Below are 25,580 nucleotides of genomic sequence, written 5' to 3'. Positions count from 1 at the left end.
GTTATTTCTTTTTAACTAAACTCATCCAGCCTAAACCGATAATGATCCAGACGATTTCCCGGATCCTGGTCACAATCCCCATAAAAATACCGACAGAAGCCGGAAGGCCTATGCTCATCACTGCCATCGCCAACCCGCCTTCACGTGTCCCCAATTGCATAGGAAAGAAAAACACCAAATTGGCAAATAGAGAAGATCCAGAACTAATGATCATGGCATCGATAAAGTCTATATTGATATCCAGCGCCAGGCCTATAAAATAAATCTCCAGACAGCCGACTACCCTGGCAACAAATTCCCAGAAGAGAGCTGTATAAAAGCGGTCTCTACGATTCTGAAATAAATTTTTGACCTGTTGATCCACATCGTTTAAGGTTTCAAACTTTGCCTCCAGCAGGCTATTGATTTTCTTTCCAACGAAAGGCAGCCTTGACAAAGCCCTTAATAACGAAACTGTAATTCCCTTTTTATAGAATTTCGTAAACAACCAGGTACATACGATAGCCATCACAAAAATTACCGCACAGGCAACATCGACTAACGTGCTAGCAGGTACAAACCAAAGAATCAGAAAAACGGAAACTACCCAAAATAAAATATGGGATAGAATGTGCATAACACCATACAATAGAACGGATGAACCTGCCTTTGACCCACCAACATAATTTTTCAGCTCAATAATTCGGTAGGGCTCTCCCCCCAAAGCCACAAATGGCGTGATATAATTGATGGCATAACCGGAAACAGTCAACTGCAATACTTTCCAGAAAGGAACATTGCTCTGGGGTAATTCCGGTTCCTGAATAATCGCTTTAAAAGCCATGGCATTCATCCAATAAAGGACAGCCCAACTACCCAATACCGGCAAAAACCACCAGCCGATTTTCTCCAGATTCGTCCAAATCTCTTGAACTCCCATTGCATGAATCATATAAGCTAAAGTGCCTATACCAATCAGCATAAAGAGTACCTTATAGATTTTACTCCCCATACGTTGGATCGTTTGTTAACTTATCAACAAAATAACCACTTACCTTTTCCTGTCTATTGCACATATAGACTAAGATCGGATTTAATACAAACATGTCAAAGAAAAAGTAAATCCATGGTTGACCGATAAACAACCAAACAAAGAGAAAGATAACCCTGGTATTGAACTGTACAATATTAGTGTATTTCATCAACGGCTTATTTTTTATTCTAAAATCAACCATCAATTGTTTTGGTAAATCATCTTTATAGCGAGATTTGACAATATGTAATAACTTCTGTAATCTTGGTGACAACTTCTCCTGATTTCGGGTGTAGCCCATGTAACCGTTTAACACAAATTTGCTGAAAAAGTTCTTCTTCCAGGACAGCGCATCGTAATCAATTTTTAGATCCCGCGTATTATCTAACTCACTGCCAGCTTTCCCTTTGATAAAAAAGAGGTGGACATTACGATAATAATCAGCCATTGCAGATTGTATCATATGAGACACACCGGCAAGGATACAAAATATCCACAGCCAGTCTGGCCAGCCTTCATTTATACTACGCAAACAAATGGCTATATGAATGGAAGCAAACCAAAAATCACCAGCAAAACCATCCAAAATACGACCAAAACGACTTTTATTATCTGTCATTCGCGCCAATTGCCCATCTGCGCTATCCAATGAGTTCGCGAAGATTAACAGCAACATCCCGATTACATTGATCCATAAATCTCCGTAATAAAATAGTATACCCGCCGCAACACCAAAGAAAATACTTATGATAGTCACTGCATTGGGTGTAATCCCGATTTTAGCGCATATTTGTGCAATACGAAATCCGATTGGTCTGTAAAACCAGATGTCTATTTTCTCCTCTGTATCGTTGGATTTTAACGATTGTTCGAACGCACTCAAATTCTCTTCGTCAACTACATTAACTTGTTCTCTCTGCATTTTGGTTCTTTTCAGTAAATTTATGGTAAACCATTTGCGCAATGGCTTCGGCTGCTTCAGCCCGACATGGCGCGAAGCTCGGCCAATCATTTAGATCAATAATATGAAAATCGCCGTTTGAATCGATAATCACATCACCGCCATAGATATGGACATCCAATACTTCCGCTGCGCGATTCGCCGCTTGCTTTAAGCTGGCCAAATCAAATGGGAAATGGACAACTCCATCATTAATTTGTTCATATAGATCATATTTATGATGATTATGCTCATAGGGATAAAAGTGAAAAAAGAAATCGGTATCCCTAACCGCATAAAACTTTAATAAATCTCCGGCCAAATGTTCGGAGATCACCGCCTCCTTAATCCCCCGAAGCGCATATTCGTTTAAGATATGCTGGGCTTCTTTGAGACTGGCCGCAAAGGTCACGTCTTCTTTATGGATAGCATGGAAATCACCACGTTTGATCCAGACACCTTTTCCTTTCAGCTTTTCAAATATTGACTGGATATCCGCGACTGTAGAGATCACAATACTTTTTGGATAAGGAACTCCGCCATCCAACAACTTGAGTGTCATGTTTTTTCGAAAACAATTTTCAATACCAAACCCCGAATTCAATACATGAACACCATTATTTTGAAGAGATTGCAACTTCTTAACCAATGTTTTTGTTCTTCCCATAGTCAGGATATTTTCTTGTTTGACAGAATCAGAAGCCAAGAATTCATCCTCATTACAAATTTCAACTGCCGCGCCTTTTTCAGTCAATTTTAGCACAACTTCATTAAATATTGCAGCATCATTACCCACATGATTGGGTGAAAAGCGGTTTTTACGCGTCACGCCTAAAATAGAAATCATTTCGCTCATCTTACTAACTAACTTCCTCACTCAAAAATTGTTCCGCTACAATACGGTCTTTTAAGTGGTCAATATCCACTACTTTCTCAAATACAAATGCTTTAACCCGCAAATCGTTTTCCAAAAGCGCACGTTGAAAGTTACGCATTCTGGAGTTCCCTGCAGCAACAGAACGGCGTGCACAGTCCAGCGCAGCTTTGCGAAAGCAATAAATACCACCCGAAACAAATTTTGTTTCTGCTGTCGCCTTATCCAAAAATGCTTCTACGTTTAATGCATTGTCTGTATTTACATAAAGAGGGCTCTCGTCATCCACAAATGGTGTGACAGCCATAAAAGCATCTGCCTCTACCCTCTGATGGAAAGCCGTTAGGTATCCATGAAATTCATTAGGTCTGAAAACAGTATCTGTGGTCGTCAGACAACAGGAAGTCCAAGCCGGATTGCTTTTGATCAATAAGGCAAAACTGTGCAAAGAACTAGGTGTATCCTCCTCGATCAGGATGATGGGAAGTTCAAAAGCTGTATGCGTTAAAAATGTCTTCAATTCGGGTGATTGTCTGTTGATAATAACATGCACTTGCCGCGCACCTTCTTTAGCAAAAACGCGAATCAATCGTTCAATTAATGGAACTCCATGTAAGGGTAGCAAGGGTTTAGGTAAATTAAACCCCTCTTTTCGCAATCGAGATCCTTCTCCCGCCGCAATGATAGCAAATTCCATTCCTTCTAATTGCAAAATAAAATCATTCATTAAAAAAGTAAAACCCCCGTCACCATCTTAGCGTTTGCAAACGCAAAAGTTTACAGAGGTTATTGCCAGACAATTATTTACCAGCATCTCTACGCTATTTTTTCAATAGAGAATCTGTATCCAAAAAATAATTATCAGGAAGAAAAAGGGGAAGAATTACTAAAGCAATTGTTCCCCTTTTTTTAAAGGTAATTTATTGAATACTATCGACTAACTCTTGGTAATAATCTAATCCCAAGTGCGTAATCAAGTCCTCGCCCATAATGTGGCGCAAGGTATTTTGTAACTTCATTAATTGTTTGAAGATATCATGTTCAGGAGGTAAACCTGGTGCAGTTTGTGGCGATTTCAAATAGAAAGACAACCACTCTTGGATACCTGACATACCAGCACGTTGTGCCAAATCAATAAATAACGCCAAATCTAAAGCAACTGGAGCTGCCAAAATCGAATCACGACACAAGAAATTGATTTTGATTTGCATTTTGTAACCTAACCACCCAAAGATATCGATATTATCCCAAGACTCTTTGTTATCTCCGTGAGGTGGGTAATAATTGATCCGTACTTTATGGTATAAATCACCATATAATTCTGGATTCTTTTTCGCATCTAAGATTTCTTCCAATACAGATAATTTAGAAACCTCTTTTGTTTTGAAATTTTCTGGATCATCCAATACCAACCCATCGCGGTTACCCAAAATGTTTGTAGAGAACCAACCTTCGACACCAAGTGCTCTTGCTTGAAGACCAGGAGCCACGATTGTTTTCATCAATGTTTGACCTGTTTTGAAATCTTTCCCGGCAATTGCGACACCGTGTTCATGAGCTAATTCCACAATAGCAGGAACATCACATGTTAAGTTTGGCGCACCATTGACGTAAGGAGCCCCTTCTTTGATAGCCGCATAACAATAAATCATGCTTGGTGGAATGCGTTGATCGTCATTATCCAAAGCTTCTTCTAATTTTGCAATTGTTGAAAAAGCTTCGTTCGTTTCGATATAACGTTCAGTAGAACCACACCATACCAATACGACACGGTCTAAGCCGTTTTTTTCTTTAAATTCACGGATATCACGTTGTACGGCATCGGCCAACTCGCGACGTGTTTTTTCCGTTTTAATGTGCGTGCCATCCAAATTTTTAACAAAATTGCGATCAAACACAGCTTTCATAGGTTGAATTGCTTCCAATTCCGCTTTAACGGCATCAAGTTGACCCTGCTCCAATACTTGTGCTTTTGACGCTGCCTCATAGACATTATCCTCATAGACATCCCAACCACCAAAAACCACATCTTCTAACTTTGCCAAAGGGACAAAATCCTTGATTAATGGATTTCTATTCTCTGTGCGCTTACCCAAACGAATTCTGCTCAATTGAGAAACAGAACCTATCGGTTTTGAAAAACCTTTGTTTATAGATGCCACACCAGCGATCAATGTTGTAGCCACAGCACCCAATCCTGGAATAAGAATACCCAATTTACCATTGGCATCTTTCACTTGTTGTCCCATATTAATTCTATATACTTAATTTGTTATTTAATTGATGTTTTATGATAAAATAATTCTTAAAATTAGCTTAAAAAAACATATTTCATATTGCTCGTCACTTAATTTATAAAATCGTGACAATTGCTTTTTCAAAACTCATTATGAGATAAAATAAAATAAGATGATAAATGAGTAAACTAAACGAACATCACCCATCTAATTGAAATTTAAGCTATTTGACCACACCTTCAAAAATGAAATATAACTGTAACTAATTTTACTCAATATATTAACATTAAAAAACTAATCCAAATACAATTCAAAAAAAGTTATTCTTTCTAAAAAATTGGTCAATTTTTCTTTTTCCATTCTATATAAATATGACAATAAAATTGGAAAATGATTTCGGGAGCGTTACCTTTAGGCTGATAATTGATGAAACCATCGTGAGCTCAATCAGCTAACAAACCGAAAATAATTTGCTCATGACAGCTACATCCACATTGAAAACAAACTGAATGTAATGAATTCATGTATACCATGATCAATCAACATTCCTAAATAACTATTTAAATGAAAACTACAGTTTCGTTTCTGGCTTTAGCCCTATTAACTGGAAGCAAATTACATGCACAGACGACCGCAGATTCTGCTTATGTTCGGGATCATTATGAAAAAAACGAAGTAAAGGTTCCGATGAGAGATGGCAAGAAATTGTTTACCGTGATCTACAGCCCCAAAGACAAATCCAGGAAATATCCTCTTCTACTGAATCGCACTCCCTACACGGTGAGCCCTTATGGACAAAACGAATACAAAAAAAGTTTGGGCAACTTTCCTGCAATGATGCGGGACGGATATATCTTTGTCTACCAAGATGTTCGTGGAAAATGGATGAGTGAAGGTGATTTTGAAGATGTTCGTCCCACAAATCCCAGTAAAGATAAAAAAGCGATTGATGAAAGCACAGACACTTATGATGCATTGGAATGGTTACAGAAGAACCTGAAGAACTACAATGGTAAAGCAGGTCTTTATGGTATCTCTTATCCAGGATTCTACTCTACTGTCGGATTAGTCAAGACACACCCAAGCCTCAAAGCTGTTTCGCCACAGGCTCCAGTAACCGATTGGTTTATCGGTGATGATTTTCACCACAATGGTGTCTTATTCTTACAGGATGCTTTCACATTTATGTCGACCTTTGGTGTTCCACGCCCCAAACCAATTACGCCGGATCAATTTAACAGTAAGATTCAGATCAACGAAGTGGATAAATATAATTTTTTCCTTGAAGCCGGAACTGCCAGAGAACTCAAAGAAAAATATTTTGGAGACTCTGTCCAATTCTGGAATAACCTCTTTAAGCATCCTAATTACGATGACTTCTGGAAAACCCGTGTCGTCACCAATTATCTACAAGACGTGAAACCGGCAGTCATGGTTGTTGGCGGATTTTTCGATGCGGAGGATGCTTACGGAACATTTAAAACCTATCAATCCATTGAAGAAAAGAGCAAAACAAACAATTCAATTCTTGTTGCGGGTCCCTGGTATCATGGTGGCTGGGTACGTGCAGCAGGAGATTACCTGGGTGACGTCCAATTTGAGAAAAAAACAAGTATCACCTATCAGGAAAAATTTGAACAGCCATTTTTCAGTCATTATTTAAAACAAGAAGGCAGTTTCTCTCCTGCCGAGGCCAATATCTTCATTTCCGGAAGTAATGAATGGAAACAATTCGAACAATGGCCACCGAAGAATGTTGAGACCAAAAAACTTTATTTTCAGCCACAGGGTAAACTTGGTTTTGAGAAAGTCCAACGCACAGATTCATGGGATGAATATGTAACGGATCCCAACAAACCGGTTCCGCACCAAGGCGGATTAATCCAGAATCGCACCCGCGAGTATATGGTCGATGATCAGCGCTTTGCAGCCAGTCGTCCAGACGTCATGGTCTATCAGACAGCACCATTGACGGAAGATATCACCATTGTCGGGCCAATCAAGAATTTTCTAAAAGTAGCTTCAACAGGCACCGATGCGGATTATATTGTTAAACTCATCGATGTGTACCCCAACGAAGCGCCGAGTTTTGATGGGAAACCGATGGCGGGATATCAGATGATGGTCAGAGGAGAAATCATGGCGGGAAAATATCGAAATGGCTTCGATAAACCGCAGCCATTGACACCGGGCATGGTGGAAAAAGTAGATTTCGTTATGCCCGATGTTGCCCACACCTTTAAAAAGGGACATCGTATCATGGTGCAGGTACAAAACTCATGGTTCCCATTGGCTGAACGAAATCCTCAAGTATTTATGGAACCCTATACAGCAACAAAAGCTGACTTCCGTAAGGCTACACAGCGTATTTTTCATGATGTCAATAATGCGACCTATATCGAATTTGATATCTTAAAAGATTAAGGATAGCCGATCACTGGATACCTTATAGCGAAAATAAGCCCCTCGCAAAAACATAAGGCCCGATATGTTAACATATCGGGCCTTATGTTTTTGCGAAATACTTTTTTCACTGTCTCAAGATTCTTCTACGAATTTGCTCTCCGCTGCTTTTATCCCTGTAATCAACAGGAGGATAATGCTACCGGCAAGAAAATAAAAAGAGTAATTCCAGGAGGAGTCAAACTCGTGGAGTTTTCCAAAAATCGGTAGGCCAAATGCTGCAATCAGATAACCGACCGACTGTGCCATTCCCGAAATTTTAATTGCATTTGCCGTAGTTTTTGCCCTTAAGCTAAAAAAGAGAATGGAAAGGCTAAAAGACAAGCCATTGGAAAGTCCCAGCAACACAGCCGCAACATAAATTCCCTCAAGCTTAAATGAAAAGAAGATCACTATACTGCCTAGCATGCCAGCGGCAACAACAACAGCCATCAACCGCTGGTCTTTCATCCGGTGTGCGATAATGGGGCCGACAAACATAACGGGAATCATTGCAATCTGGATCAAAAATAACGACCAACCGGTATCTTTGGAAGCCATACCATAGTCGACCAACACCTTAGGTAACCAGGAAATCAGGCTATAATAAACCAATGATTGAGTACCCATAAATATACTGATATACCAAGCCAATCTCGATCTGAAAATATGCCCGACTGCAGTCTGCGATTGCTGTTTTTGGATAGCAGCAACATCTTTAGATTTATCCAATTGATCAAAAAAGACAGCAATAATAGCCAATACGGCTAACAGGACCCATAGTCCCAAGGAACCCCTCCATCCTAATCCTGTCCATTCCCCAATACGTAGACTAAAGCCCGATGCAAATGCCGCGGTCAGATTCATTGCTACGGCAAAAATTCCCGTCATCAGTCCGATATGATTTGGAAAACAGATTTTAATATAACCCGGAGCCACCACATTGCCCACACAGATCCCTAATCCGATCATAACGGAACCCACAAATAAAGAGCCTAGATCCCCCCATACCCTGGCAATGACGCCAAGGGCAAGAATAATCAGCCCAAACGACAAAAAACGATGCATCCCCTGAAAATGGGAAAACTTACTCACGGCGATCGAGCAAGTCGCAAACATAAAAAGAGGAATCGCAGTCAATAGGCTGCTTTGAAAACTATCCAATGCGAGACTGTTACTGATTTGTCCCAATACTGGCCCTACAGCTGTGATCGGTGATCTAAGATTCGTAGATACCAAAATAACGACCATTACAGATAGCCAACTCCAGGGAACCGCGTTTGACTTTTGCATATTACTATTCATAGAAATTACTTAATTCCTGTGCATAAAGCACCATTTTTAATAGATGAAACCAATCCGCAATTAAGCAGGAATAAATCTTTGTAGATCTTCTACGGTGGTAATCTGTCGCAAAGATATATTCAGTTATTTAATTAAATTTGCCATTGATTTAATTTATAACGACATGGGCTGTTCGAATCATATTGAGACAATTGAGAGGATAAAAAAATCAAATTTTGTCTGGTTTGAAGAAAACTGGATTCATGATAACGCATTACATACGCATCAAAAAGCGCAGCTGATTTATGTCGAGCAAGGTTTTCAATACCTTACCGTGGCAGGAAAAATGTACCTACTTCCCCAAAATCACGTAGCGTGGGTTCCCTCAAATGCTTTACATAAGACCAATTCGCATTCGGAAAGCATTAAGCTAATGATCCTTTTTTTTGATATCGACGAAGAAGAAGACTCATTTTTTGATAAGGTCCAAATATTCGCGGCTCCAAGGGTATTAAGGGAAATGATTCTGTATGCGGAAAAATGGTCAAAATTGACGGAAGAGAATGAACACGAAAGAATTTTCCTCCGTGCACTCCTCAACGAACTACCTGCTTTTGGAGCCCGATTATTGCATTTAGAAATTACGTTGCCCAGTGAGAATAGACTACAGACAGTTTTAGACCACCTCCATGATCACTATACCCACGCCATCAAGATGGAGGACATTGCATTATTATCCAATCTATCCTTGCGTACCATAGAGCGTCTATTTAAAAAAGAAACGGGAATGACACTTGTCAAATACCAACAATTGCTTCGGATCATTAAAAGCCTTGAGCTTTTAAGTATGGGCGAGCTGACAATATCCCAAATCGCCTATAAAGTAGGTTATCAAAGTCTGCAGGCGTTTACCAATAGTTTCTATGCTGTCCTGGGCTACCGGCCATCTGCATTTATTCAACATTAACCACTTATTACACTATCCTGGGCGCGCGTCTTGTGTAATTTTAAATTTCATCCTATTTTTTCAAACTTTCGAGGACCATGATGTGCTCTATTGTAAAATCGCTTTAACCATATTTGGTATAAGAACATACCTGATTGCTATCAATTTTTATAATAGTAGGGTAATTACAGGGAGTTAACAGGGGTTTTACAGGCTAAACATGGTCATATTTCAGCTCCAAGTACGATTTTGTTCTGATCTTGGTATAAAGCTAGATATCAGTAATCATCAACAAAAAAAGAAACTGTTATAAAATGGTGGCCTCGGATCACAAAAGAACTGACACTATGGTCACTTTTCGCTTTGAAATGATACACTTGCAATAACGAAATAGCGTACCTTAAATAAACATTATCTTTAAAATCAGGATGACATCAAGAATATTGTAGCTTTTTAGCTACAAAAATAATTGCTCAATAAAAAAATATCAAACAACACTTGCAGAAGTGTAAAAGACACACTATCTTTGTATCATCATAATTTAGGTTTATAATTGGTTATTTAAGGTTTTCATTCTCCCCGTTTGAAAACCTTTTTTTGTTCCTATACATCATATTAAACACGATATGATGTTCCTCTTCCAATGCATCTGTTATAATATCATACATAAAATTAGGATAGGAAATCTTTCAAATAGCGTCCTTCAGAAAATCATTATTCAAATTAAATTCTTAAAAAATTCAATAATTCTTCAACAATAACGTATTTTTAACCGTATGTTCAAAAAATAGGAAAATCCTATTGGTGGCGTACACATAAAAATACATCGAAATATAACTAAACATATATGGCAGAACATGGGGATTTACAAATCGCAATATTAATCGATGCGGATAATGTTTCTTATCGAAAAATCGAAGAAATTCTGAACGAAGTCAAACGCTACGGTATTCCTACGATCAAACGGATCTACGGTGACTGGACCAATCCTTATGTCGAAAAATGGAAGGATAAGCTTCTTACCCATGCGATCACCCCGATTCAGCAGTACAGTTACACACAAGGCAAAAACTCCACGGACTCGGCACTCATTATTGATGCAATGGACATCCTCCACTCTGATAGGGTTGATGGATTCTGTATTGTATCAAGTGACAGCGATTTTACAAGATTGGCAACCCGTCTAAGAGAATCGGGTAAGTTGGTTATCGGTATTGGAGAGAAAAAAACGCCGAAACCTTTCATTGCCTCTTGCGACAAATTTATTTATGTTGAAATCTTTGAAAAGAATCCAAAGAAAGAATCTAACACAAAGAAAAAACAGCAGAATCAACCCAAACCGGTACCTGTTGACAATCCAACCAGCATAGCAGTGCTTGACGAAGAGACACTGGAATTATTAAAAGATACTGTTGATGACACCGCAGATGAAAATGGATGGGCATTTTTAGGGGAAATTGGCAGTCTTTTCAATAAAAGAAAACCAGATTTTGATGCGCGAAATTATGGTTACGATAAGATGTCCCACCTTTTTAAAGCCTATACGGAAGATTTTGAAATTGAAGAACGTAATACGGACAAATCGAGAATAAAACATTATTACATTCGAAATATTATCAAGCGACCTTTGTCCGCCCTCCCCTCTTCACCAACAGCTGAAGACAAAAAAACAGTAACGACTACTGATGCAAAATCGCAGGAAGTTTCGGCAAAACCTGCCAATCAAAATGCACGAAAAAAAGGCCGCCAAAATAAAAAGCCTCAAGATACAGTGGCAGCGGAAAATCCTCCGAAAGATGTTGCAGCAGTTCAACAGAAAGATGAACAACAAGTAGTAGAAAACATAGCTCAAAATGATTCTCCCAATCGTATTTTATTTCCAGCAGCAGGAAATAAAATTACAGCGGATGATGCAAAAAAATCGCAAATCAGAATTACGAAAGATTTTAAGCCTTTATTTCCAGCGAAATCACAAAAGCTCCGGATCGTTATTGATTCCAATGAGTATGAATGCAATTTCACTTATCGTGGCCGTGGATTCCATGTCCTTAAACTAGGGAAAGAAGCAGCTACACAACTTGGACTCGCAGAAGGAATTCAACTGGAAATAACGAAACTCAACGAGCAAACCTATGCGCTCCAAAATCAACCTAGCTAGGATCACATTTTATTGAGCAAAAAAAAGACATGATTGCTGATCGAAGAAAAGATAATTGTTCGGTCAGCGATCAATATAGGTTCTCCTTCCCTTTTCGCTCTCCGTTAAAATCCCCTGAAAACAGCTAGAATATCCTTACTATTTCCAGTTATATTTGTAACTATCCAAGGGGGCTCCATTTTTTGGGGGGATAATCGACGGTCTAAAAAGAATCCTTTACGAACTAGATCGTTGGTCTGATTGCCGACATATAAATGTTCGATGATGAAAATGAGTATATATTTTGTAATAACAATATTTTTATCTATTCTCCTGTTGCTAGCCTGTGATCCTGTACGTACGATTCAGATTGAAGCAAAGAAAAAGGACACACGTATTTTAGTATACTTGAAATCAACTAACAGCAAGCACGTCGGAATTTCTGCGAAAACAAACCCCATTGAGGTATCCCTACATACGAATCCGCAATTCAGGCAGCATTTTTCAATTGGAAAATGGGGTGGAACCTCGATTAAATACTTATTGGTCGATCAAATTGATTCGATAGTCATTCTAAACAGACAGCAAAAACAAGCTTATACAACGCCGATATGTATGCAGCAATATTTAATATCCAGACGAAAGACATTTTCAAAGCATGTAATCCAGATAAAATAATCTGTTTATTCTCCAATAAAATCGTCTATCTCGCACATGAGCAAGCGGTTCGCTGATGAATTTCCAACTAAACAAGCGTTTCGAAAACGATGACCATCAAGCCTATTAACTACTAAAAAACTATCTTCCACCAGCAAATTCCATCGTAAAATGGTAGTTTTCATCGATCGGAACAACTTTTCTATCAACCTTCCGAAAATCGCGGGCCGGTTCTGTCCACAGAAAAGGATAAAATGAAAACACTTGGTTGCCATCTAATTTCCGTACATCTTCAGCCCAATCCTTCCATTTGAATGTTTCATAAAATTGACGGATGTCACCCCTCAATGTCCAATAAATAAAATCAGAATAGCCGCACTCCAAACTTTCCCATTGCAAGGTATCCTGTGCAAAATAATAGACCTGTCCTATGCCCTCACCCAAAGCTCCGGCATTAATCGCAAAATAGCCACCCAAAACATCATCGGCAATTAACAGAAAACCACCTTTCTCTCCTTCTTTGTCAAAGCTTTTCCCTTTGTTCCACTCCATAATACCTCGATTCAATTTAGCCGAACCCGAGCCTAGGATTCGGAGCCATCCACCATCGATGAGTATTCCACCGGTTTGATGAATAATAGCGCCCATAGGTGATTTTGTGGTAATTTGAGCTCTTAAGAGCTCCTCATCTGCGCGTTTCGGATTTCTGGCTAGTATCTCATAAGAATTGCTTGCTTCCTTCATCCATTCTTCGACCAGACCCCATCCTGAATCTGTCGGATTAATCAACTCATTTAGACTCTTCATTCCTTGTGCTTTATATTCAAAACAAACTGTATTTACCTCCTTTACCACCTCATCTGTTATAGAAAGTAAAGCCATGCATCTTGAATTGTCGAAATTACCACAATTCTTCCTGTCATCCAAATCACATAAGTTCATTACCTAAAGTGCAAAACGAGATTTAACCGTTACTTTACGCACAATACATAAGGACCTTGAAGCAATTTTCGCTAAATTTAAACCATGCAACATGAATTAGAAAAACTTCGGTATCCCATAGGTCGCTTTGCCGTACCAGATCATATTGACAAGCAACTACTGAATGATTGGATAAAAACAATCGCAGATTTCCCCGCACGACTCACATCCGAAGTCAGCGACCTGCCAGATATCGCTTTGGAGAAACGATATCGTCCAGACGGCTGGACCATCAGACAGGTGGTGCATCACTGCGCTGATAGCCATATGAATAGCTTTGTCCGTTTTAAGTTAGCCCTAACAGAAGATGACCCAACGATAAAACTCTATGAAGAAAACCTGTGGGCCGAACTTCCAGATGCAAAACACAATCCGATTGAAAGCTCCCTTAGACTATTAGAAGGCCTGCACCAACGTTGGGAAATCCTGCTCAAGAGTCTGAGTGATGAGCAACTTGAACGAGCCTTTATTCATCCGGTTACCAAACGGTATATTTCCCTTAAAGTAAATATAGGCCTATATGCCTGGCATTGTAATCACCATTTGATGCATATCGTCAACGCGAAAAATAGATCGGTTTAACGGCCGAAGATTTATTTTCTGATATAGCTACAAAAAAAGTAAATGCGCCCCCCTGAGAATACGTATTCGAAAAGAAATTGTGGCATTATACTGCATTCCTAGGCCATCAGGGACAGCGCGATCATAAAGGCGCCAAAGGCTCCCAAAGCGAGACCTACGATACCTGCGATCAAAAATGTCCGCAGATAATAACCAAAGGTTTTGGTCTTTTTCTGGACGACATGGATCATCCCAACAAGCAGGGAATAACCTGCAGCTACGCCGAAAAAAAGCATAAAGGCTAGGTCGATCAGCATACCTGTGAAATCTAAATTAGCAGAAGATAACATCGTGCAGGTTATTTTTTCTTTTTAAACAACTTACTAAAAAAGGATGAACGAATATTTCCTTTAGGTTCATCCTGCGGATCGGCCCCTCCACTTTTCGTAGCCTCCGTCCAGATCAGCAGCTCGGGTTCAATATCCAAATCGTGTTGCCGGGCAAAGTTCGACCAGTAGGCATGTTTTTCCTGATCCATAAAGTCAGGATCATTTTTATAGTAACCCAATAAGCTTTCTGTAGCAGACTCATACACACTATAACGATTCGCCCGCTCAAAATAATGAATGGCTTTTTTACTGTCCTTTTTAAGTTTTAAACCCGCATCATACATCAAACCGTAATAAATATTGGAATAGCTATCCGCTTTATCTTTCTTCAGATAAACAAGTAGACGGTCATAGTCATCTAAACTATAATAAATCGAAGCAATATTGCGATTATTTTCAACCAGTTTCAGTTCCGCTTTTTTGTAGTAATCTAATGCTTTTTCAAGATCTTCCTCTACATAGGTCCCACTAAAAAAGAAATAACCCAAGTTGGATAATGCATAGCCATCCCCAAGATCAGCCCCTTTGTTATAGGCCTCAAAAGCTCTTTTTAGATCCGATGTATAGCCTATTCCATGCTGGTAAAGATAACCGATGCTATTCCAAGAAGCTGCATACCCCTTATCGGCGGAACGCTCATAGTATGCAATTCCTTTTTTCAGATCGAGGAAACGCTTATCTTCATTATCGGTATCCGTATAGATATTACCGAGCTCGTACATACTGCTTTCATTGTCCTGATCCGCTGAATACGTAAAGTAACGGATGGCACTTTTGACGTCTCCATTTCTGCAGCAATCCATAGCCATGTGATACAAGGTATAACTATCATAAGCAGATTCAAAATCTACGCCCCGATCCGATTTCCACTGCGTGAAAAAATGGTCAAAAACCTCAAGTTCCTTTCCTTCCAGCTTGTCCAATGCCTTGATATAATATCCATATTGATCTTGGGGAACCCCTTCCAGTCCCTCATATCCTTTATTGAACAGTCGGTCGCCGCGTAACATCATTAGATCTTGGTAATGACGTACATTACCACAGATAAAATCAAAGGATTCACTCAGTTCTTTGCTATCAGTATCGTAGTAATAATACCCACCCACCTGATCTTGCAAGATAAAATAGTCCATCAGCGCATAGCTGATTGTGGCATAATGGGCTGACAATGGAATCAGCCAGCTTTTAGTCTCCGTGTGATAGATTCCTCTTTCCGATTCGGTTTCGATGATATAACAATTATAGGCGCCATTACCAAAATCTGCACCTCCCTGTATAGATTTAATCGTCAGATCTTGCAGCAGAAAATCCTGACTAGCGAGGTCATACAGAAAATATTTGCCTTCCGAAAGGTAAAATAATGCACTGAGCCCATTCATGGCATTTAGCACAGCCACATCTTTTACCAAAAGGGAGCCGTCTGCTGCATGGACTGATTTCATTTTTTTATTGTTTAAATTGACCGCGTAAAAATCAAACAACAATTCGTTCAAAACCCCTTCTGGATATTCGCCCAATAGAACACCCTGATTGGAATAATATTTACGTAGTTTGCTGTTCGCTATCGGTTGATAAATAAAGCCCTCGTAGTCTATTTCAAAAGGCTCATCAGAACCTGTCGTATGAAAGCCCTTACCTTCGGCATCGATAATATCATATTTTCCATCCAGCTGTCCCTGATAGAATCCATAAGCAAAATCGTCCAAAACCGCATAGTTCAAGGGAATAATTGTAGCGCCAGTTTCCACGTCCACCAAGCCATATTTGCCCGCTAAACTCACTTTTCCTACAATCGTACCACGCCCGCTCTGTACAGGCTCTGCAGAGGCGTACATACAAGGGATGGTCTCTTCGCCCTTTCTATTTAAATAGCCAAACAAACCTTCTTTCGCAACAACTGCAAAGCCATTGTAATCAAAGTCTCCGATCTCGTCATAACAGGGTTCGACTTTCACCTCAGCCTTTGCGTTCCGGATTCCCCAACGTCCGTTTTCTTCAAAAAACTGGTTATCAAGGCTATCAATCGCTTCCGTATTCCACCAGCCCAATCCATAGTTGCTCCACTCAGCCTCTAACATCGCTAAAAAAGAATCGTAACCTGAGCGGCTCAAAATAGGACAAAGCGCTGATAACGACTGCTTCTCTATTGCCATTTCGTAATACAGGTTCTTCTCATGAATTTCAAATGCAAAATCCTTTGCTTGTTGGCTATGTTTCACCTCAGACATATTAAAAACATCACGTGCATTGATCTGGAAGCATTCAAATGGAAGTCCATGCAGAAAATCGAACATTTTTTCGATGGTCAACAGAACAGCAGCATTGGATATCAGGCTATACTCCTGAATAAGCAGATCATAGAACTTCCGCAATTTTAAAACACCCGCCTCTTTTTCAGCGTATACCAAGGTACCCTTCGCTTTTGGATTTGCGGCAAACAGGGGTAGCAACAGATCTGGAATGACATAGTTCCATTCACCCAAATAAGCATGGAAATACTCCTGATCTTTTTTATCTGTGTTATAAATATAAATTCGATGTGCCATATTCTTTTTTATTCTTCAATATCAATGTCATTGTTTTTAGCAAAATCCAACCAAAAGTTATATTTAGCGGAATCTGCAAACGTTCCATTTTTATAGTAATACAAGAGACGATTGACGGCATAAGCATAGGCCGCGTTTTCGTTTGCCTGTTCATAGTAACGCAGTGCCTTCACCATACTCTGTTTTACACCCCAACCTTCTTCATATAAAATTCCGTAATAAATTGCAGCATACTGTGCGTCTTTATCCTTTTTGAGATAGCGTAATAAATTGGCGTAATCTTTCTGTTGGTAATAAATTTCGGCTACCTGCGCATCGTTAGTGATGCCGTCTTTTTCAGCCTGCTTAAAGTAGTGTAAGGCCTGCACATAATCCTGTTCCAGATGTTCCCCTTCATAATACCAGTTACCAAGATTGCTCATTGCTTGCGCTTCCCCCAGTGCCGCGGCTTTTTGGTAAGCCTCTAAGGCTTTGGGAATATCAAGCGGCAGACCGAGGCCCGTAGCATAGATGAACCCTAAGTTCGTCCAAGCTTGTGCATGATCCTGTGCTATAGCCTGCTTGTAGAAGCCGATCGCTTTAGGAATATCCAGAAAATCTTCATGATCTGTATCACTATATATATTTCCGAGTAGATACTGACAGTCGGCACTACCTCGGGAGGCACCGATAGTCAACAAAGGTATAGCCTCGCTTATCTTACCGGCACAATTTAGTTTCCGCGCTTTTTCGTATAACGTCTCGTTATCAAGATAAGATTCGTACCCCGCCCCCTTTCGTTTTGTCCATGCTTGATAAAATTGTACAAAGTAGCTCTGGTCAGCTCCCTGCAAATTATATTTTTCGGCATACAAACGGCCAAATGCTGTTTCAGGAAATTCAGCAACATTTCGTTTTAGATCTACATAAAACAGCCTTTCGCCTTTAAATAAGAGTAAGAATTCACCTTCGCTTCGTTCCGGATGTGGATCATGAATCGGCGCACTGACATAATCGTAAAGTTCGCTACAGAAATTCACTTTTGTATCAAAATAGCGCATTCCTTCGGATTGCTGGATACGCATAAAGTCCATATAGCAATATTCGATTTTTAGATAAGCCGGATCAGGTTCGAGTAGCCATTGATCAAGATAGGCTTCATATATTCCTTGCCCTTCAGCACAGGCGACAATAAAGACATCTTTTCGAAAGTTTTTAATGCTATCGACCGAGATTTTATCAATAGATCGATCGACTAAGCGGAATAGATCATGCTCAAGTGCATAAATCTGCCATTGTTTATTTTTCAGGTATGCGATGCTACGATAATCATCCAGAACGATGATACGATCAATCTCTTCATCCAGCACAGTACCATCAGGCTTGATGATTGAAATCTTGCGCTGCAACTTATTGGGTTTGATCCAGAAATAGGCATTGGGAAGAGCCTGTAGGCTATCTTCCAGAAAACTGCCCAAATAGTGACCATCCATACGAAAGTATTTCCGCTTCATGGTGCCTTTTTGCCGCTTATAAAAAAGCTTACTGTAATCGTATCCAAAAGGTTCATCCGCCGATTCGGTAATAACCTGTGTTCCATCAGCAGCAAAAAGAAAATAGTGATCACCTTGCTTTGCATTCAAAAAACCACGGGCAAACCAGTCCAGATCATCATAGGCAGCAGGTAATGAAAGTTGTTTGCTATCAATATTCAATATACCACGTTTCCCTTCGATTTCAACCACAGCATAATTAACCCCATCGATAACATGCGCGTCAAATGCCTCAACGTACTGACAGGATATGATCTCCTCTCCCCGCTCATTGATGTAACCAAATAGATGATCCCGTTCAACCAAAGCAATCCCTGCTTCATTGAACTCAAATAGCTCATCATATTTCGGAGCTACCAGAATATTTCCAAGCGCATCCTTTAATCCTTGTTTTCCATTTTCTTCAAAGACTTCGGTACCCTCTTTCTGAAAAGCATGTTCTTCCCACAGGCCCAAACCATAGTTAATCCAGTCTGTCTCGAGCATTTCCAGAAAAGTATCATAGCCTGATAATTGCAAGATCTTCTGAAGAGGATCCAAACTCTGCTGCTCAAAGGCCTGTGTGTATAAAGCTCCCGTCGTCCTGATCTCATCAACCCAGTCACTTGCCTGTTCTGTATGTTTCTCTACATTCATATTGAAGACATCCCGTCCATCGATTTGAAAGGTATCGAATGGCAAGCTTTCCAAAAATTCAAACATCTTGTTAACCGGTTCAGCATACTTCTTTTTGTAATGCAATTGATAAACATCAGCAAGCAGCGCATAAAAATAGCGTAACCTTGCAATACCGTCCTCCTTATTGGCATAGAGCTGTGTTCCTTGGGACCGGATACCCGAAGAAAATAGCGGGAACATCAGGGCTGGAATTTCATAATTCCATTCGGCCAGATGTGTTTCAAATGTTTCTTTTGTTTTAGGATTTACGTTATATATATAAATGCGATGCGCCATAACCTTATTGCTCGATATTCTTAAAATAGATCGTGCTTACCTCGATAGGATGAAAACGGAAAGCACCGTATCTGACGCAGTAAAAATACAGCTATTATTAACTATTCTGCTTAGCGGAAAACAGGGATTTTTCCTTTTGTTAATTCTTACTTGCAAGGGCAGTTTGCCAGGAAAAGCAATTTGAGATTCGATGCATTCCTATTGATGACATCAATTTTCGGAAATAATATCCAGTCTATAGAAACCCGCTCGCTTATCATGCGGTGCTCCATAGAAAAAATTCCGAAAGTATAGCTGCTGATCTCCTTTCCAAAAGATCTCTTTTAGGGTACATAATTCAAAGTTATCATTCCAGTCCAGGGGAATCTGCGCATAGGTGAGATAGACCTCATTTTCCTTTTTTTGCAAAAAGTAACTGGAACATTCCTGTCCGTTAAACATGCCATTCAATCTATATTTCTTATGCTTAGAGAAATAGACATAGTCTAAATTACCGATTTCTTCAACATCCCATTTTCCCTGACGTAAATCAAGTGCCTGATCTGTTGTATGTCCACCTTCCAACAACAAAATCTCTTCCAATGGAAAATATTTCACAAACATATTCTCCAACAGATCAATGGCACCTTCTGTTTTTCCGGCAATTAGCAATCGACCATCGTTAAATCTTACCTGAGCAATTAAATTTCCCTCTAGCAGTGTATCAATTTCCATGTTCTTACCTGGAATATAGTCTCCAAATACCACACGGCCCTGCAATAGCTTTTTCGCGACTTTTACATCGCTGATCGAAGCGATGGTATCTCTCCTATACTCGGCCTGTTGCTGTTCCTTAAAAAAGCTGATGGAGTCTATTTTATAAATTCTGATCATTTTATCCTGAAAGACAAGCGAGTCGGCCGCTGGCTTTTCGCTTACAATAGCCTTCTTTATTGGAAAAGAAACAGGATTTTTTACCTTGTTTTGTTGACATGCCACACATAGCGACAAAATAATACCAGCGCAATAAAGTACTTTATTCATATTAATAGATTATTCACCTTTAAGATATTTCAATCTAATATCGTATTTCGGCCACATAATAAGAAAGGCAAGTCAATTTAAGCGCTGTGACATTCAATATTCGACTTGTGAACGCTAAATATTGAAATGGATAAAGGCTCATGTTGTTTCATAAGCCTAATGGATAATGTAAATTGTCAGATTTCGAAGTAAAATCCTGTTTCTTTGAGTTCTTCGTATTTTTCTTTATCAAAACTATAGATTTTTGCTGCTCTGGCATGCCTATCCTTTTGCATGTCGCTATGATCAATCAACAGATCCATGCTCAGTATCTTTTTGCGAAAATTACCGCGATCTATCGAACGCTGTAGAATTGTTTCATACAATTTGTGCAGATCAGGTAAGGTAAACTGTGTCGGCAGCAGTTCAAATCCGATGGGCTGGTAACGGATTTTCCCTTTGAGGCGTTCGACCGCAACAGACAAGATCTGTTGATGGTCGAAAGCCAAATCAACTACCTCCGCCAAACTAAACCATTGCACCGCATCGATATCAAGTCCGGCCTCCAAGGTATATTCGTTAGGTTTAACTAAAGCATAATAGGCAATACTGATGACCCGTCCCCGGGGATCACGGTTTAAATCCGAAAAGGTATAGAGCTGCTCGAGAAAGATATCCCTGAGCCCAGCTTCTTCGGACAGTTTACGTAGCGCACATTCATCCGCAGTTTCATCCTCCTGAATAAAGCCACCGGGAAATGCCCATTTCCCTAAGTAAGGTTCTATCGCCCGTTTGGTTAATAACAGTTTAAGCTGATTTTTTTCAAAACCAAAGATCACACAATCGACTGTAACTGCGGGCCTAGGGTATTCGTAGTGATATGTTTTTGGAGTACTGACCATCTTGTTATAAAATTACGTCTGTGGACTTTTTGATCTGTATGCCGTATTTTTCACGCAGTGATTCAAAAGCCTGCAGTGTAGACTCTTCGAAACCAGCAATAGGTGACATACAATCTATCAGTAGGGTAATGCGGGACGTAATCGCTTTATCCTCCGCAAAATATTCCAATATCTGCATTGCAGATGCCAATACACAGTGACTTGATGCCTGTCCAGCAATATAAATGGCATCGTAGGCCTCGATAGCCTCAAGCACAGCATGATTGACAAATTTATTATCGTCGTATTCGGCTTTGATGATACCGTACATTTCAGTGTAGGGATCCTGTCCTTTATAGACCAATATGGGTTTGACTTGACGTACAGCGCTGTGAAAATAGAGCATATTGGTAAATTGACTTTCCAATTGCGCCCCCGAGCTGCCCTCTAAACAATGATAGGGCCAGATGCAAAGCTCCTTTTTTCCCTCAGTAGCCAAGTTTTTAAGATACGCTAAAGATTGTTCAGCTGTGTCCGCATTGGCGACAGTCCATGTTCCATGGATAAGATCCTTGTGACGGATGACTGTAAAAGGTTTGGGCTGATTTCCTTGCTTATCCACCCACCAGTCTGCATGGAAAATCTGCAGCAGTGAATGACAGTCAAGGCTGCACATGACCTGTGTCAGAGAAGCCATATTGTTGTACATCCATTGGGTCAGCCGTTGTACATCAGCACGCGAACCAACTACCGGTAGACTGCCAATGGATTCCATAAAATCGTTTTGTACATCAATCGCCAAAAGCAGTGTACGCTTTTTATCCGATGCAGCAGGCAGGATTTGCTCCTGCCCAACCAATGATAATATGGACGGAATATGATCCCTTTTTTCGGATGCGATCTCTCTTACATCAACAATCTGTTCATATCTTGTTTTCATCTTCAATAATGTATGTATTGTATATGTCCTAAACCTAATTTTTTCCTATCAGCTCTACTTTTTACTAGCCTTTGAAAGTTGGAATCGCAGCAAACTTATGAGCAGACTGTTGTTGACGTCTACGGATCAGTTCATCTATCGTCGGATCACCGGATGTTCCGTTCAGAATAAATGCGTCAATCTGTGCATAGCTCATGCCCAATTCTTCTTCATCTGTCTGTCCTTCCCATAGCCCTGCTGAAGGACTCTTATCTTGAATGGATTCGGGGACACCTAGGTATTTTGCCAGTGTATATACTTCTTGCTTGGTCACCATGGCCAAGGGATTAAGATCATAAGCGCCATCTCCCCATTTGGTAAAGTAACCTACGGTCGCTTCGGCCATATTGCCGGTACCGATCACAAAACGGCTTCCCAATTGAGCAAATTGATAGAGGTAAGTCATTCGGACCCGTGGCCGGATATTGGCTAAGCTCAGGACACGATTAGATTCGCTTGAAGCAGCAATATAGGCTTCGTTATTGATGGTCAGCGCATCGACCGCTGGTTTGATATCAAAGATATGGTATGGGAAATCAAATTTTTCAATAAGCTCCATCCCATGTGCATGACTCTTGCTATTGTTCATGTCGCTACCATAGGGCATCATGACCAAATGTACATCTACTTTCGCCAAGTGGCATAGGCAAGCAACCACACTACAGTCAATCCCGCCGCTCATGCCCAGTACCAAACCTTGACGGTTTGCCGCATTCACTTGTCCCGCAATCCATGATGCCATTTGTTGCGCATACTGTTCAACGTTTTCATCATTGATGAAAAACGGTTTTCTTAGGTTATTTTCCATATACTCTTATTGATTCTGTTTGTAATCTATTTCTTATTTCCTTAAAACTAGCCGTGCTGACAAAGGCCCCATCCGCAAAACATTCTTTGAGCAAGTTGCTATCATTCAATTGTTCGATAGTGGTTGGATTGAGATCGTCTATCAGGCGAAAATCATTGTTTTCAAATACAACGGCAACCATACCTTTTTGGGATTTCTTAAAATTACCGGTATCTGTGGCCGGTCTTTTTTGAATAGCTTTAAACTGACCGTCAACAATTTCGGCCGTTCCCTTTAAAGCGAAGCCAAAGGTATCTCTTGTGACATACTGATAGGTATAGGATCCTATTCCAAGTATTGTGTTGGTCGAGGCAAAACCTTTCGCCATCAGACCATCGCAGATCTTAGTTGCCCGTTCCACGGTGATGGAATCACCATACACAACACCAATATGTGGATCAAGTTCTTTGAAGCCTTTCGAATTGACCTCCCCGCCAAAGAGTTCAAATAAACGTTCGACAATCCCTTTTTGAACGGTTTCGTGATCGGCTTCCGGATCACCACAGATAATCTTAACAGGATCGCCACTGTCTGGTCGAATGACAACTTTGCCTTCCCGTCCCATGATCAGATCTTTCAATTGTGGCAATACATGATCCACAACATGCCATAGGTCATAGGTATCGGACACAATAGAAATATTTCCGCTTGGGTAAACCTCCGTAATCAAATGTCGGAAGGCTTCAACTTCCTGTTCACCATAAGAACACATCACACTATGCTCTGTTGAAGGCGTGTACATCATGACATCACTTGTAGCTCCGTAATAGGTCTTGAGGTATTCCCGAACGGAGAGTGTTGCGGAAACGCCGAAACTTAGTAAATGCCCGCCGGCAGTGCGATAAGCCGTTTCAGGCGATCCCATACCGCGCATAGAGAAGTCTCCAGCTTGGGTGAATACTTTATTGACATCGCCTGTTTTTTCAGCAAAACCTGTCAACAATCGTTTGAATTGATCGGCGATAGTCGCAGCGGTCATCGGTGACCAGATATAAGCGGAAAGTTGCGTTTCAAGATAACCCGGCAACCAGAAGAAATCTGGATGGGTGTTCTCGATCGTAAACATCGGCACGCCTATCGGTACGAGACTCCCCTCTTTCAAGGCTTTCACCTTAATCGGAAGATAACCCAAACGATGTAAAGCGCGTATATGTCGTGACTGATGTGTATGGGCAAAATTGCTATTGGTCATCGCGAACACTTCATGAATGGCCTCTTCATACTGCGCAACAACTGTATCCTCAGGTTGGGCGAAAAAATATTCATCGAAAGAATTACTGATCTCTGCCAGAGCGCCCTGCAATCCAAAGAAGGCAACATGGCTTATTCCTGCGATCCGGGACATCCGGGGGGTCCAGGTTTCGTATACCCATTCTGTATGTGCTGGATATTGATCCTTGTGACACAATTTGTAACCGTCCGTCCAGAGAATCGGATTTTTGCTCATTGCTCTAAACATAGCTTTCGGTTGTTAAGTTGATATAATTTAATTTCGGATGCGTGGTGTTCATCATAGAATCTGTGGTGAAAACAAGTTCGATCGGTGAATCTTCCTCCAACAAAGTACCTTTGAAAATCCTTGGCTCACAATGTGTCACCAACAGGTAGATTTCACTTGCCCCCATCTCCTTTAGAATTTTTCCTGCCCAGAGAAATGTTCCACCTGCAGAACATAAATCATCGACAATAATGCATTTGGCACCTTTGACAATGTTACCTGTTTTTAATTTCATCGCTTCGATACGTCCCGTTTGTGGATTGCGTTGCTTTTCAAAGACACAGGCATCTTCGTAGCCACTATTTAAATAGCGCGCCGCTGCCCCTTTATCCGGAAATACAATTCGGTCATTAGCTGAAAATTCGAGTTTCTCCATTAGTTTCGGCAACCAATCTAACGCAGGATAAATCGCTACACTATTTTCCAGTAATGTGAGGGTTGTTTCGGAATGTGGCTCTATAACATAAACTTTATCAAATTGCAAACTATTGATAAATGCAGCGACATATTTTAGGGTAAATAGGTCGCCCTCAATTTTGCGATCCATACGACTATAGGGCATATAACGAATCCATAATTTACAACTCGCCCCTTCTTCCTCAAGTCGCTTCTTGACAAAAAACAAACGGATCAAATCGCCATCTTCCTGATAGGTAAACTCAAGCAGATTATCCGCTTTGATCCACTGATCGAAATCCTTCACTTTCGTTTCCCCATTCGGAAACTGTTCGGTGATGAGCTGATGTTTATTTAATATAATCATTTTTCTTTTTTTACAGCCACCCTGTCTGAGTACTTTTTACTCAACAAATATCCGTATTATTTTTCATCTTGACAAAATTTATTGAGTACTTTTTACTCAATGAATCAAAATAAATATA

General features: G+C 40.2%; 21 protein-coding genes. 5 read left to right on the top strand and 16 right to left on the bottom strand.

Annotated features, from left to right (window positions below; all coding sequences use genetic code 11):
• Position 1: 1 nt before the first annotated feature.
• The 5 genes from HPC41_RS16980 to HPC41_RS16960 form a co-directional block, all read right to left on the bottom strand.
• Positions 2 to 991: a lysylphosphatidylglycerol synthase transmembrane domain-containing protein gene (locus HPC41_RS16980; protein WP_172395200.1), complete on the bottom strand. Its 990-nt coding sequence runs from the start codon at positions 989 to 991 to the stop codon at positions 2 to 4.
• Positions 981 to 1,934 (bottom strand): CDP-alcohol phosphatidyltransferase family protein, encoded by a 954-nt coding sequence (locus HPC41_RS16975; protein ID WP_172395199.1) that lies wholly within the window; start codon positions 1,932 to 1,934, stop codon positions 981 to 983. Before HPC41_RS16975 ends, HPC41_RS16980 begins: the two co-directional genes overlap by 11 nt.
• Positions 1,915 to 2,799 carry an ATP-grasp domain-containing protein gene (locus tag HPC41_RS16970; RefSeq protein ID WP_246250820.1) on the bottom strand — a complete coding sequence of 295 codons (885 nt, stop codon included), beginning with the start codon at positions 2,797 to 2,799 and terminating at the stop codon, positions 1,915 to 1,917. The genes HPC41_RS16975 and HPC41_RS16970 overlap by 20 nt, the downstream gene beginning before the upstream one ends.
• 13 nt (positions 2,800 to 2,812) lie before the next feature.
• The gene (locus HPC41_RS16965) at positions 2,813 to 3,553 is read right to left on the bottom strand and encodes a nucleotidyltransferase family protein (protein WP_246250818.1); all 741 of its coding nucleotides are present in this window, start codon (positions 3,551 to 3,553) and stop codon (positions 2,813 to 2,815) included.
• A 193-nt stretch (positions 3,554 to 3,746) separates the two neighbouring features.
• Positions 3,747 to 5,075, bottom strand: a complete 1,329-nt coding sequence (locus tag HPC41_RS16960) for an inositol-3-phosphate synthase (RefSeq protein WP_108633174.1) — start codon at positions 5,073 to 5,075, stop codon at positions 3,747 to 3,749.
• 552 nt (positions 5,076 to 5,627) lie between these two features.
• Between HPC41_RS16960 and HPC41_RS16955 the strand changes: the two genes are divergently transcribed.
• Positions 5,628 to 7,487 (top strand): CocE/NonD family hydrolase, encoded by a 1,860-nt coding sequence (locus HPC41_RS16955; protein ID WP_172395197.1) that lies wholly within the window; start codon positions 5,628 to 5,630, stop codon positions 7,485 to 7,487.
• A 114-nt stretch (positions 7,488 to 7,601) separates the two neighbouring features.
• On the opposite strand, the gene HPC41_RS16950 is transcribed toward HPC41_RS16955, so the two are convergent.
• Entirely contained in the window at positions 7,602 to 8,810 is a 1,209-nt protein-coding gene (locus tag HPC41_RS16950; protein ID WP_172395196.1) for a CynX/NimT family MFS transporter, read from the bottom strand.
• 163 nt (positions 8,811 to 8,973) lie between these two features.
• Between HPC41_RS16950 and HPC41_RS16945 the strand changes: the two genes are divergently transcribed.
• The 3 genes from HPC41_RS16945 (at position 8,974) to HPC41_RS16935 (ending at position 12,550) form a co-directional block, all read left to right on the top strand.
• On the top strand, positions 8,974 to 9,756 hold the full coding sequence (locus tag HPC41_RS16945; protein WP_172395195.1) for an AraC family transcriptional regulator: 783 nt from the start codon (positions 8,974 to 8,976) through the stop codon (positions 9,754 to 9,756).
• An 826-nt stretch (positions 9,757 to 10,582) separates the two neighbouring features.
• Positions 10,583 to 11,893, top strand: a complete 1,311-nt coding sequence (locus HPC41_RS16940; protein ID WP_172395194.1) for an NYN domain-containing protein — start codon at positions 10,583 to 10,585, stop codon at positions 11,891 to 11,893.
• Positions 11,894 to 12,163: 270 nt separating this feature from the next.
• Positions 12,164 to 12,550 (top strand): hypothetical protein, encoded by a 387-nt coding sequence (locus HPC41_RS16935; protein WP_172395193.1) that lies wholly within the window; start codon positions 12,164 to 12,166, stop codon positions 12,548 to 12,550.
• Positions 12,551 to 12,670: 120 nt separating this feature from the next.
• Here the strand turns inward: HPC41_RS16935 and HPC41_RS16930 are convergent, their stop codons facing one another.
• Entirely contained in the window at positions 12,671 to 13,411 is a 741-nt protein-coding gene (locus HPC41_RS16930; RefSeq protein WP_216660808.1) for a DUF2625 domain-containing protein, read from the bottom strand.
• A gap of 144 nt (positions 13,412 to 13,555) precedes the next feature.
• Here HPC41_RS16930 and HPC41_RS16925 point away from each other — a divergent pair, with 144 nt between their 5' ends.
• The gene (locus HPC41_RS16925) at positions 13,556 to 14,092 is read left to right on the top strand and encodes a YfiT family bacillithiol transferase (protein ID WP_172395192.1); all 537 of its coding nucleotides are present in this window, start codon (positions 13,556 to 13,558) and stop codon (positions 14,090 to 14,092) included.
• Between the two features lie 98 nt (positions 14,093 to 14,190).
• Here the strand turns inward: HPC41_RS16925 and HPC41_RS16920 are convergent, their stop codons facing one another.
• From HPC41_RS16920 to HPC41_RS16880, 9 genes are all read right to left on the bottom strand, one after another.
• Positions 14,191 to 14,421 carry a hypothetical protein gene (locus HPC41_RS16920; RefSeq protein WP_172395191.1) on the bottom strand — a complete coding sequence of 77 codons (231 nt, stop codon included), beginning with the start codon at positions 14,419 to 14,421 and terminating at the stop codon, positions 14,191 to 14,193.
• 8 nt (positions 14,422 to 14,429) lie between these two features.
• Positions 14,430 to 17,006 carry a tetratricopeptide repeat protein gene (locus tag HPC41_RS16915; protein WP_172395190.1) on the bottom strand — a complete coding sequence of 859 codons (2,577 nt, stop codon included), beginning with the start codon at positions 17,004 to 17,006 and terminating at the stop codon, positions 14,430 to 14,432.
• A gap of 8 nt (positions 17,007 to 17,014) precedes the next feature.
• Positions 17,015 to 19,492, bottom strand: a complete 2,478-nt coding sequence (locus HPC41_RS16910) for a tetratricopeptide repeat protein (protein ID WP_172395189.1) — start codon at positions 19,490 to 19,492, stop codon at positions 17,015 to 17,017.
• Between the two features lie 210 nt (positions 19,493 to 19,702).
• Positions 19,703 to 20,515, bottom strand: coding sequence for a hypothetical protein (locus tag HPC41_RS16905; RefSeq protein ID WP_172395188.1), 813 nt, complete (start codon positions 20,513 to 20,515; stop codon positions 19,703 to 19,705).
• Between the two features lie 176 nt (positions 20,516 to 20,691).
• The gene (locus HPC41_RS16900; protein WP_172395187.1) at positions 20,692 to 21,396 is read right to left on the bottom strand and encodes an NUDIX hydrolase; all 705 of its coding nucleotides are present in this window, start codon (positions 21,394 to 21,396) and stop codon (positions 20,692 to 20,694) included.
• A 4-nt stretch (positions 21,397 to 21,400) separates the two neighbouring features.
• A complete protein-coding gene (locus HPC41_RS16895; RefSeq protein ID WP_172395186.1) occupies positions 21,401 to 22,315 on the bottom strand; it encodes a cysteine hydrolase family protein in 915 nt (304 codons plus the stop codon).
• Positions 22,316 to 22,379: 64 nt separating this feature from the next.
• Positions 22,380 to 23,162 (bottom strand): NAD(+) synthase, encoded by a 783-nt coding sequence (nadE, locus tag HPC41_RS16890; RefSeq protein ID WP_172395185.1) that lies wholly within the window; start codon positions 23,160 to 23,162, stop codon positions 22,380 to 22,382.
• Positions 23,152 to 24,660, bottom strand: coding sequence for a nicotinate phosphoribosyltransferase (locus tag HPC41_RS16885; RefSeq protein WP_172395184.1), 1,509 nt, complete (start codon positions 24,658 to 24,660; stop codon positions 23,152 to 23,154). Before HPC41_RS16885 ends, nadE begins: the two co-directional genes overlap by 11 nt.
• A complete protein-coding gene (locus HPC41_RS16880; RefSeq protein ID WP_172395183.1) occupies positions 24,653 to 25,462 on the bottom strand; it encodes a phosphoribosyltransferase family protein in 810 nt (269 codons plus the stop codon). The genes HPC41_RS16885 and HPC41_RS16880 overlap by 8 nt, the downstream gene beginning before the upstream one ends.
• Positions 25,463 to 25,580: the final 118 nt, after the last annotated feature.

Source organism: Sphingobacterium prati (assembly GCF_013167215.1).
Taxonomy (GTDB): domain Bacteria; phylum Bacteroidota; class Bacteroidia; order Sphingobacteriales; family Sphingobacteriaceae; genus Sphingobacterium; species Sphingobacterium prati.
Note: the sequence above shows the minus strand (reverse complement) of the source record. Positions and strands in the feature narration are given on the sequence as shown.

Excerpts from the sequence above, each read along its gene's own strand:
- HPC41_RS16945 (WP_172395195.1), top strand. The coding sequence starts at position 8,974 with ATGGGCTGTTCGAATCATATTGAGACAATTGAGAGGATAAAAAAATCA.
- HPC41_RS16925 (WP_172395192.1), top strand. The coding sequence starts at position 13,556 with ATGCAACATGAATTAGAAAAACTTCGGTATCCCATAGGTCGCTTTGCC.
- HPC41_RS16930 (WP_216660808.1), bottom strand. The coding sequence starts at position 13,411 with ATGGCTTTACTTTCTATAACAGATGAGGTGGTAAAGGAGGTAAATACA.
- HPC41_RS16955 (WP_172395197.1), top strand. The coding sequence starts at position 5,628 with ATGAAAACTACAGTTTCGTTTCTGGCTTTAGCCCTATTAACTGGAAGC.
- HPC41_RS16900 (WP_172395187.1), bottom strand. The coding sequence starts at position 21,396 with ATGGTCAGTACTCCAAAAACATATCACTACGAATACCCTAGGCCCGCA.
- HPC41_RS16940 (WP_172395194.1), top strand. The coding sequence starts at position 10,583 with ATGGCAGAACATGGGGATTTACAAATCGCAATATTAATCGATGCGGAT.
- HPC41_RS16895 (WP_172395186.1), bottom strand. The coding sequence starts at position 22,315 with ATGAAAACAAGATATGAACAGATTGTTGATGTAAGAGAGATCGCATCC.
- HPC41_RS16950 (WP_172395196.1), bottom strand. The coding sequence starts at position 8,810 with ATGAATAGTAATATGCAAAAGTCAAACGCGGTTCCCTGGAGTTGGCTA.
- HPC41_RS16885 (WP_172395184.1), bottom strand. The coding sequence starts at position 24,660 with ATGTTTAGAGCAATGAGCAAAAATCCGATTCTCTGGACGGACGGTTAC.
- HPC41_RS16975 (WP_172395199.1), bottom strand. The coding sequence starts at position 1,934 with ATGCAGAGAGAACAAGTTAATGTAGTTGACGAAGAGAATTTGAGTGCG.
- HPC41_RS16915 (WP_172395190.1), bottom strand. The coding sequence starts at position 17,006 with ATGGCACATCGAATTTATATTTATAACACAGATAAAAAAGATCAGGAG.
- HPC41_RS16935 (WP_172395193.1), top strand. The coding sequence starts at position 12,164 with ATGAGTATATATTTTGTAATAACAATATTTTTATCTATTCTCCTGTTG.
- HPC41_RS16965 (WP_246250818.1), bottom strand. The coding sequence starts at position 3,553 with ATGAATGATTTTATTTTGCAATTAGAAGGAATGGAATTTGCTATCATT.
- nadE (WP_172395185.1), bottom strand. The coding sequence starts at position 23,162 with ATGGAAAATAACCTAAGAAAACCGTTTTTCATCAATGATGAAAACGTT.
- HPC41_RS16980 (WP_172395200.1), bottom strand. The coding sequence starts at position 991 with ATGGGGAGTAAAATCTATAAGGTACTCTTTATGCTGATTGGTATAGGC.
- HPC41_RS16960 (WP_108633174.1), bottom strand. The coding sequence starts at position 5,075 with ATGGGACAACAAGTGAAAGATGCCAATGGTAAATTGGGTATTCTTATT.
- HPC41_RS16880 (WP_172395183.1), bottom strand. The coding sequence starts at position 25,462 with ATGATTATATTAAATAAACATCAGCTCATCACCGAACAGTTTCCGAAT.
- HPC41_RS16905 (WP_172395188.1), bottom strand. The coding sequence starts at position 20,515 with ATGAATAAAGTACTTTATTGCGCTGGTATTATTTTGTCGCTATGTGTG.
- HPC41_RS16910 (WP_172395189.1), bottom strand. The coding sequence starts at position 19,492 with ATGGCGCATCGCATTTATATATATAACGTAAATCCTAAAACAAAAGAA.
- HPC41_RS16970 (WP_246250820.1), bottom strand. The coding sequence starts at position 2,799 with ATGATTTCTATTTTAGGCGTGACGCGTAAAAACCGCTTTTCACCCAAT.
- HPC41_RS16920 (WP_172395191.1), bottom strand. The coding sequence starts at position 14,421 with ATGTTATCTTCTGCTAATTTAGATTTCACAGGTATGCTGATCGACCTA.